The organism is Nocardia sp. CC201C (assembly GCF_030010695.1).
GTDB lineage: Bacteria > Actinomycetota > Actinomycetes > Mycobacteriales > Mycobacteriaceae > Nocardia > Nocardia otitidiscaviarum.
The window spans coordinates 1-9,288 of record NZ_JASCXP010000298.1 but is presented as its reverse complement, the minus strand read 5'-3'; the positions used below and the strand labels follow the sequence as shown (position 1 = coordinate 9,288).

Annotated in this window: 7 protein-coding genes; 4 read left to right on the top strand and 3 right to left on the bottom strand. The window is 68.2% G+C overall.

What is annotated here, in order from left to right; translation table 11 throughout:
• The first annotated feature begins 30 nt into the window (after nucleotides 1–30).
• From pstC to QK444_RS25765, 4 genes are all read left to right on the top strand, one after another.
• The gene (gene pstC / locus QK444_RS25780) at nucleotides 31–948 is read left to right on the top strand and encodes a phosphate ABC transporter permease subunit PstC (RefSeq protein WP_282784517.1); all 918 of its coding nucleotides are present in this window, start codon (nucleotides 31–33) and stop codon (nucleotides 946–948) included.
• Nucleotides 945–1,847: a phosphate ABC transporter permease PstA gene (gene pstA / locus QK444_RS25775; RefSeq protein WP_282784512.1), complete on the top strand. Its 903-nt coding sequence runs from the start codon at nucleotides 945–947 to the stop codon at nucleotides 1,845–1,847. The genes pstC and pstA overlap by 4 nt, the downstream gene beginning before the upstream one ends.
• A gap of 21 nt (nucleotides 1,848–1,868) precedes the next feature.
• Nucleotides 1,869–2,645, top strand: a complete 777-nt coding sequence (pstB, locus tag QK444_RS25770) for a phosphate ABC transporter ATP-binding protein PstB (protein ID WP_282784511.1) — start codon at nucleotides 1,869–1,871, stop codon at nucleotides 2,643–2,645.
• A gap of 213 nt (nucleotides 2,646–2,858) precedes the next feature.
• A complete protein-coding gene (locus QK444_RS25765; RefSeq protein WP_282784509.1) occupies nucleotides 2,859–4,493 on the top strand; it encodes an MFS transporter in 1,635 nt (544 codons plus the stop codon).
• Nucleotides 4,494–4,622: 129 nt separating this feature from the next.
• Here the strand turns inward: QK444_RS25765 and phoU are convergent, their stop codons facing one another.
• The 3 genes from phoU to dusB all read right to left on the bottom strand — a co-directional run bounded on the left by phoU (nucleotide 4,623) and on the right by dusB (nucleotide 9,155).
• Nucleotides 4,623–5,294, bottom strand: coding sequence for a phosphate signaling complex protein PhoU (phoU, locus tag QK444_RS25760; protein ID WP_282784507.1), 672 nt, complete (start codon nucleotides 5,292–5,294; stop codon nucleotides 4,623–4,625).
• A 101-nt stretch (nucleotides 5,295–5,395) separates the two neighbouring features.
• Nucleotides 5,396–7,894: an LCP family protein gene (locus QK444_RS25755; protein ID WP_349239543.1), complete on the bottom strand. Its 2,499-nt coding sequence runs from the start codon at nucleotides 7,892–7,894 to the stop codon at nucleotides 5,396–5,398.
• Nucleotides 7,895–8,003: 109 nt separating this feature from the next.
• Nucleotides 8,004–9,155 carry a tRNA dihydrouridine synthase DusB gene (dusB, locus tag QK444_RS25750; RefSeq protein WP_282784505.1) on the bottom strand — a complete coding sequence of 384 codons (1,152 nt, stop codon included), beginning with the start codon at nucleotides 9,153–9,155 and terminating at the stop codon, nucleotides 8,004–8,006.
• Nucleotides 9,156–9,288 lie beyond the last annotated feature (133 nt).

The window sequence follows — 9,288 nt, the reverse complement described above, 5'->3', positions numbered from 1 at the left end:
CCGAAGGCCGCCGCATCCCGTGGATCGGGGCTGAACGCCGAATGGCTGTTCCGTTCGGCCGCCACCACGGCGGGTGGCGTCATCGTGGCGGCGATCGCCTTGATCGCGCTTTTCCTGCTGGTGCGGGCGGTGCCGTCGATCCAGGCCAACGAGGCCAACTTCTTCTCCAGCACGGAGTTCAACACCTCCAACGCCGAGCATCTGCGTTTCGGCATCAGGGACCTGTTCATGGTCACGGTGCTGAGTTCGCTCATGGCGCTGGTGATCGCGGTGCCGATCGGGGTCGGGATCGCGCTGTTCCTCACCCAGTACGCGCCCAAGGCGCTGGCGCGGCCGTTCGCGGTGCTGGTCGACCTGCTGGCCGCGGTGCCCTCCATCGTTTTCGGCCTCTGGGGCTTCCTGGTGCTCGCGCCGGAGCTGGAGCCCGTACAGCGCTTCCTCAATGACAACCTCGGCTGGTTCTTCCTGTTCTCCGACGGCAATGTCAGCATCTCGGGCGGCGGCACCATCTTCACCGCGGGCGTGGTGCTCGCGGTCATGATCCTGCCGATCATCACCTCGGTCAGCCGCGAGGTGTTCGGTCTGACCCCGTACGCGCACATCGAGGCCGCGCAGGCATTGGGCGCCACCAAGTGGGAGGTCGTCCGGATGACCGTGCTGCCCTACGGCCGCAGCGGTGTGATCGCCGGATCCATGCTCGGCCTGGGCCGCGCGCTCGGTGAGACCATCGCCGTGCTGGTGGTGTTGCGCACCGCGGCGGAGGCGGGCACCTGGTCGCTGTTCGACGGCGGCTACACCTTCGCGTCCAAGATCGCTTCGGCGGCGGCGGAATTCAATGACGCCCTGCCTACGGGCGCCTACATCGCGGCCGGCTTCGTGCTGTTCGCGCTGACCTTCGTGGTGAACGCCCTGGCACGGCTGGCGGCCGGCGGGAAGGTGAACGGATGAGTACCGTACTGCTCGACAAGCCGGTCAAGGCACCGACCTTCCGCGAGACGAGTCTCAACCGGCGGATTCGCAACAATATCGCCACCGGTGTGGTGTGGACCTGCTTCGTGCTCGCCCTCATCCCACTGGGCTGGGTGCTGTTCATGGTGGTCAGCAAGGGCCTCGAGGCGATCGTCGCGCCGAACTGGTGGATGAACTCGCAGCGGGGCGTGCTGCCCGACCAGACAGCGGGCGGTGTGTACCACGCCATCTACGGCACCATCGTGCAGTCCGCCGTGGCGGCGATCATCGCGGTGCCGCTGGGTGTCATGGCCGCCATCTTCCTGGTCGAGTACGGCCGCGGTTGGCTGGCCAAGGTCACCACCTTCACCGTCGACATTCTGGCCGGTGTGCCATCGATCGTTGCCGCGCTGTTCGTCTTCGCGCTGTGGATATCGACGTTGGGGTTCCCGAAGAGCGCGCTGGCGGTGTCGCTGGCGCTGGTGCTGCTCATGCTGCCGGTGGTGGTGCGCTCCACCGAGGAGATGCTCAAGCTCGTCCCCGACGAGCTGCGCGAGGCGTCCTACGCGCTGGGCGTGCCGAAGTGGAAGACCGTCCTGCGGATCGTGGTGCCGACGGCGCTGCCGGGCATGATCAGCGGCATCCTGCTGTCGCTGGCCCGCGTCATGGGCGAGACCGCGCCGGTGCTGGTGCTGGTCGGCTACAGCAAGTCGATCAACTCGAATGTCTTCGACGGCAATATGGCGTCGCTGCCGCTGCTGATCTACCAGGAGCTGGCCAACCCCGAACCCGCGGGCCGACTGCGGGTCTGGGGTGCGGCGCTGACGCTGATCCTGATGATCGCCCTGCTGTACCTTGCCGCCGCGGCGGTCAACAAGTTCCTGACGCGGAACCGATAGAGCGGAACGGATAAAGACGAGATGGCCAAGCGGATCGACGTCAAAGATCTGAATATCTACTACAGCGCCTTCCATGCCGTGAAGGACGTTTCGCTCACCGTGCTGCCGCGCAGCGTGACCGCGTTCATCGGTCCGTCCGGCTGCGGCAAGTCCACGGTGCTGCGTTCGCTCAACCGCATGCACGAGGTGACCCCGGGTGCGCGCGTCGAGGGCGCGGTGCTGCTGGACGGCGAGGACATCTACGGGGCGGCCATCGACCCGGTGGGGGTGCGTCGCACCATCGGCATGGTGTTCCAGCGTCCGAACCCGTTCCCCACCATGTCGATTCGCGACAATGTGGTGGCCGGGCTCAAGTTGCAGGGGATGCGCGGCAAGAAGGAACTCGATGAGGTCGCCGAGCGCTCGCTGCGCGGCGCGAACCTCTGGAACGAGGTCAAGGACCGCCTGGACAAGCCCGGCGGCGGTCTCTCCGGCGGTCAGCAGCAGCGTCTCTGCATCGCCCGCGCCATCGCGGTCTCGCCCGACGTACTGCTGATGGACGAGCCGTGTTCGGCCCTGGACCCCATCTCCACGCTCGCGATCGAGGATCTCATCGCCGAGCTGAAGAAGGAGTTCACCATCGTCATCGTCACCCACAATATGCAGCAGGCCGCGCGCGTGAGCGACCAGACGGCGTTCTTCAACCTGGAGGCGCAGGGCAAGCCCGGCAAGCTGGTCGAGATCGACGAGACGGAGAAGATCTTCTCCAACCCGTCGCAGAAGGCCACCGAGGACTACATCTCCGGCCGCTTCGGCTGACGGTCCGCCTCGACGGATACTTCACGGCACCGGTCCTGATGGACCGGTGCCGTGGTCGTTGCGGGCGAGGAGCACGGTCGCGGTGGTACGTCCATGCATTCGCTTCGCCGAATGTTAGCTGTGTCATATGGCCGCGCCAGCATTGTATGCAACTGTTGGTAACAGTTAGTGTCCTAGGTAACTAAACCGATCGTTATACCTAGGAGGCGGAGGATGGCTTTATCAGCGTCGATCCAGCAGTCCGAAGCGCGGATCGCCTTGTCCGGGCGGGGCAGGGTGGCGGCATTGATCGCCATCTGCCTCGCCGAACTGCTCGTGGTACTCGACAACACCCTCGTGAATGTGGCGCTGCCGTCGATGGCCGTGCAGTTGCGGGCCGATATGGCGGGACTGCAATGGATCGTGGACGCGTTCACCCTGGCGTTCTCCGGCCTCCTGCTCGCCATGGGGCATCTGGGCGACCGGTACGGGCGCAAGCGGTTCCTGGTGTGGGGTCTGGCCGGTGTGGCCGTCATGTCGGCGGCGGGTGCGCTGGCCTCGGGGCTGGGCCAGGTGATCGCGGCGCGCGCGGGCATGGGCATCTTCGCGGCCATGGTCTTCCCGGCGACCCTGGCGCTGCTCACCAATATCTTCACCACCGCGCGGGAACGCGCCGCCGCCATCGCCGTGTGGACCGCCATGGCGGGCATCGCGATCGCCATCGGGCCGACCGTGGGCGGCTGGCTGCTCGAGCACTTCAGCTGGCATTCGGTGTTCTGGATCAATGTGCCGGTGGCCGTGATCGCCATCGCGGCCGTCTGGATCACCACGCCGGAATCCCGTGCCTCGCACGTGGATCGGCTGGACCGCATCGGCATCGTGCTGTCGCTGGCGGGTGTGACCCTGCTGGTGTGGTCGATCATCGAGGCGCCCAAGCACGGCTGGCTGTCGGTGGAAAGCCTACTGGGATACGCGATCTCGGCGGCGGCGCTGGCCGCGTTCGTGGCCTGGGAGCTGCGGGTGCGGACCCCGGTGCTGAATATGCGACTGTTCCGGATCCGACGCTTCGCGGTGCCCGCGCTCGCGATCACGGTGTCCTACTTCTGCGCCTTCGGCTTCCTGTTCCTCATCACCCAGTACTTTCAGGGCGTCAAGGAGCTGTCCCCGCTCGAATTCGGCATCCACTCACTGCCTTTCGCGCTGGCCGTTGGCATCGGAGCCCCGGCCGCGACCCTCATCGCCCAACGGGTGGGCGCGACCGCGGTCATCGTGACCGGCGTGCTCGTCCTGGCGGTCGCCATGTACATCGCCGGACAGACCACCGTCGACACCCCGTACCTGGGACCGGTGCTGATCTCCATGGTGCTCATGGGCATCGGTTTCGCGGTGGTGCAGGGTCCGGCCACCGAGTCCATCATGGGTTCGGTCCCGCTGGAGGAGGCCGGTGCGGGTTCCGCGGTCAACGACACCACCCGCGAGGTCGGCGGCGCACTCGGGGTGGCGCTGCTGGGCTCCATCATGAGCTCCATCTACGCCGACCGGGTGAGCGGACGCATCGCCGCGGTGCCGGAGGCGATCATGAACGCCCAGCAGAAGGAACTGGCCTCCAATACCCCGATCAGCGTGCTGGAGATCATGAAGGCGCCGCTCAACCCGCTGCTGGAGCAGCCGCGCGCGGATCTGGTGCACGCCATGAAGGTCGCGGCGCTGGAGGGCTCGCACGCGGCCTCCATGGTCGCGGTGGGCACGCTGGTGGTGTGCGCCGTCATCGTGGCCGTCGCGCTGCCCTGGAAGCCGGAACGCAACCGGTCGCTGCTGCTCGGCTGGCGCGAGGCCGAGGCCACCGACGAGAAGACGCGCACGGACTGAACCGCCGCTCGAATTCCTCGGCGTCGGATTCCTGAGCGTTGGATTCTTCGGCGCTGAATTCCTCAGCCCTGAAACGCATTCGGCCGCCCGGAGTATCGGGCGGCCGCATCGCGCGTCATTGTCGGACGGTCAGAGAGATTCCTTCTCCTGATCCGGATCGGGCGGCAGCACGCCGGTCACCAGGAACACCACGCGGCGGCCGATCTCCACGGCGTGATCGGCGAAGCGCTCGTAGTAGCGGCCCAGCAGCGCCACGTCGACGGCGGCGGCCACCCCGTGCTCCCAGTCGCGGTCCATGATGAGCGTGAACAGATGCTTGTGCAGATCGTCCATCGCTTCGTCGTCGTCATTGAGCTTGGCGGCGCGCTCGGGGTCGCGGGTCTCCAAGACGTCCTTGGCCGCCGCGCCCATCTTGACGGCGATGCGTCCCATCTCCGCGAAGTAGGAGTTCACCGTCTCGGGCACCGTGTGGTTCGGGAAGCGACGCCGGGTCATCTTGGCGACGTGCAGGGCGAGCACGCCCATGCGGTTCACGTCGGAGACGATCTGGATGGCGCTCACCACCTGGCGCAGGTCGCCGGCCACCGGCGCCTGGAGGGCGAGCAGCGCGAACGCCTTCTCCTCGGCCAGCGTGATCATCTCGGCGATCCGGTCGTATTCGGTGATCACCTGCTCGGCCATTTCGAGGTCGGCGTCGAGCAGCGACTTGGTCGCCCGCTCCATCGCGTCGCCCGCGAGGCCGGCCATGCCGCCGAGCAGATCGGCGAGCTCGGCCATTTGTTCGTTGTAGATGACACGCATGAGTCAAGACACTAGTAGCCATCGCTGACCAAGTCACCAACGGTCGGTGAATCATGGGTGCCGCGCCGGCATGTCGGCCGTCACCACCGATGCCGTGGCCGCTACTTGCAGGTGTCGTCGGCCGCGTTCACATGCTCCAGATCGGACGGCAGTGTGATCGGCGTCTCCTCGGCGGCTGCCGTCGGAGTGTCGGGCAGCGTCTGGCCGAAGGTGGTCGGCGCCTGCACGGTACCGGTGAAGTCCGAGCCGAGCACCACTTCCACGATGCTGCCGAGCCCGGTGGTGGCCTCCAGCGACGCGCCCGGGATCGCGCTGGCCACGGTGGCGGCCGCGGCCTCCTGGTCGCTGCCGGAGTAGCGCACCTTGGTGGTGGCCGACGAGCCCTCGGCATAGTTGCCGGTGCTGTAGATCTGGAAGCCGCGGCTGGCGAGTTTGGTGGCGGTGGTCGAGGCGATGCCCGACAGTCCGGAGCCGTTGGACACCTGCAACGACACCATGCTGGGGTCGACCGCGATCAGCTTCGGCTTGGTCGGCGGGGCCTGCGTGGTGGTGGTCTCCTCGGGTTCGGGCTTCTTCTCCCCGGGCAGCGGCTGGTCGTCGATGATGGCCCGGAAGATGGCCTTGATATCGGATTCGCGCGGAATCTCGTTGCCGTACGAGGTGGTGCCCGCGGTCGGGATGGTGAGGAAGGTGATCGCTCCGGCATCCACCTTCTGCAGCGACCGGCCCAGCGTGAGCAGGTCCTTGGTGTTCACGTTGTCCATGAAGGAGTGCTGCGCGAAGCCGTTGATGAAGCCGTTGAGCTTGCCCAGATCGAACAGCACCTTGTTCGACAGCGCCCCGCGCAGCAGCGAGGCCAGGAAGCGCTGCTGGCGATTGATGCGGTCGTAGTCGCTGCGCTCCTCGCCGTACACGTGGCGGGCGCGCACGTAGTCGAGTGCGGTCGCGCCGTTCACGATCTGCTTGCCCGGCTCGGTGAGGATGGTGCCGAGGGTGTCGTCGATCAGCGGCTTGGTGGTGCACACCTCGACGCCGCCGATGGTGTCGACCATGGCTTCGAAGCCCGCGAAGTCGATGCCGACGAAGTGGTTGATCTTGAGGCCGGTCATCTTCTGGATGACCTTGGTCAGGCATTTGGGCCCGCCCAGCGCGTAGGTGGCGTTGAGCTTGTCCCCGATGGCCGAGGCGAAAGTCTCGGAGCTGTACTTGGCGTTCTCGTTGTCCCAGCCCTCGCAGACCGGACGGGTGACATCCAGGTCGCGCGGGAAGGACACGGCCACAACACGATCCCGCTTGGCCGGGATATTGACCAGCATGACGGTGTCGGCGCGCGCGCCCTCGGCGTCCTCGGTGGTGCCCGCGCCGAGGTCGGAGTTCACGCCCGCGCGGGTATCGGTGCCGACGATGAGGAAGGTCTCGTCGCCGTACTGCGCATTGGCGTCGATGATGTCGGCGGAGTTCTCGTCCAGGGCCGCGACCTGGTTGAGGCTGCCGTCCTTGACCTTCATGTAGCTCCAGCCGACGCCGGTGACGAGCAGCGCGATGACCGCGACGACCGCGGCCGTGCTGCGTCCGGCCAGCCGCAGCCGCTTGGTGCGGCGCTGGCGATTCCCGGCCAAGCGGGAGAGCGGCTTGGAGCCAACCGATGTGGGCAGTGCGGTGGTGGGGTAGTCGGCCGGTGAGGCGACACCTCGGATGGGGCGCGGCTCCTCCGGCTCCGGCGCCGGACCCGTCACGGGCGGCAGTTCCTCGGTGACCGGATCGGCAGCCGCGGCCCGAACCGGCCCCGCCACACCGGCATTCGCGGCCCCCTTGCCTTTACCCCACGGCGCGCGCCGCACCGGGGCGGAGTCCGCGGGGGCTTGGCGGGCCATGGTGCCGGATTCGCTCGGGGGCGGTCGGCGGATGGCGCCGGAGTCCGCGGGTCCCTGTCGGCCGATCGCACCGGATTCGTCTGGGGGCGGGCGGCGTACGGCACCCGAGTCCGCGGGTCCCCGTCGGCCGATCGCACCGGATTCGCCCGGGGCCGGGCGGCGGATGGCACCGGATTCGCCCGGGGCGGGCCGTCGGGTTGGTGTTGAATCCACCGGAGCAGGGCGTCGGGTGGGTGTGGAGTCCACCGGAGTCGGCCGTCTGGTCGGCGCCGAATCCATCGGGGCGGGACGGCGTATCGCTCCCGATTCGCCCGGGGCGGGGCGTCGCACCGGGGCGGAGTCCGCGCCGCCCATGCCGTTCACCTCGGTCGGGACGGCGCGGCGCGCTCCGGTCTGGTCGGCCGCGCGCCGGGCGCCGTGGGTGTCGGCTCCGCGCGCTCCGTTGGTGCCGCGAGGCCCGGTGGTGCCGTGAGATCCGTTGCCGGGCTCGGCGTCCCAGGCGTCGATGGCCGGTGCATCGGATTCGGCGCGTCGGCGTCGGCCCCTGCGCTCGTTGTCGACCTTCTCCACGAGGTCCTGCACCGAGATGGGCGCGGATCCGTTGGCGGCGTCGTCGGCGTGCCGATTCCGGCGGCCGCGCGGCTGCTCCGCCTCGTCCGCGGGGTAGCGCTCCCACGGGGCGCGACCTCCGGGCCGTGGCGTACGCCCGTACCGATCGTCACCCACCAACGAACCTCACTTTGCTCTTCGATGCAGAGGCCATGATAACGATTTCGCCACAACGGACCAGTCGAACCTGAGAACCGCGCGGTCTCAGCCGCCGCCGGAACCCACGTCAGCCGCCGCTGTGCATGACATCCGCCGCGGTCGGGACCGCGCAGTCGTCGGGATCGTCGAGCCAGCCGTGCGGCAGCGCCACCTTGCCCGGTGAGCCCTGTCTGCCGCGCGGACCCTCCGCGTCCTTGGGGAACGGCGCGTTGGGATCGAGTTGTCCGATGAGGTCGGAGAGTTCGGCGAGGCTGCCGACGGTGGCGAACCTGCGCCGCAGTTCGGAGCCGACCGGGAAGCCCATGAGGTACCAGGCCATGTGCTTGCGCAGATCGCGCATGCCCTTGTCCTCGCCGTCGTGGTCGGCGAGCAGGGACGCGTGCCGGTACAGGATCTCGCCGACCTTGCCGAGATTCGGCGGGGTCGGGACGGGTTCGCCGCGCAGCGCGGCCTCGAGTTCGGCGAACAGCCAGGGCCGTCCGAGGCAGCCGCGGCCGACGACGACACCGTCGCATCCGGTCCGCGCCATCATGGTCACCGCGTCGTCGGCGCTGAAGATGTCGCCGTTGCCGAGCACCGGGATGGTGGTCACGGCCTCCTTGAGCCGCGCGATGGCGGTCCAGTCGGCCTCCCCGGAGTACCGCTGCGCCGCGGTGCGCGCGTGCAACGCGACCGCCGCCGCGCCTTCGGCCTCGGCGATGCGCCCGGTGTCGAGATAGGTGATGTGGTCGTCGTCGATGCCGATACGGAATTTCACCGTGATCGGCACTCCGGCCGGTGCGGCCGCCGCCACCATCTCCCGCACGATGGCCCGGAACAGCTCGCGCTTGTAGGGCAGCGCCGCGCCACCGCCGAGTCGGGTCACCTTGGGCACCGGGCAGCCGAGATTGAGGTCGATGTGGTCGGCCCAGCCCTCGCCGACGACGATGCGCACGGCCTCGCCGAGGGTTTTCGGGTCGACGCCGTACAACTGCATGGACCGCGGGCTCTCGTCGGGCCCGAACGACATCATGTGCAGCGTCTTCTCATTGCGCTCCACCACCGCGCGGGCGGTGATCATCTCGCACACGTAGATGGAGGTGGCGCTGCCGAATTCCCGGCACAGGGTGCGGAAGGCGACGTTGGTGATTCCGGCCATCGGGGCGAGCACGACGGGCGGATCGACCGGGTAGGGGCCGATCCGCAGACTGCTCGCAGCGGTTTCCAGGGACGTCGTCACGAGATCGATTGTCGCATCAGTCGGGGAGTGGTCTCGGCCACACACCCGCCGACCGACTCGGCCGTGATCGTTTCGCCGCCGCTGGGCGACCGGAGGCGGAGCGTTCGCTCGCCCGTCACCGTGGGGCCGAGGC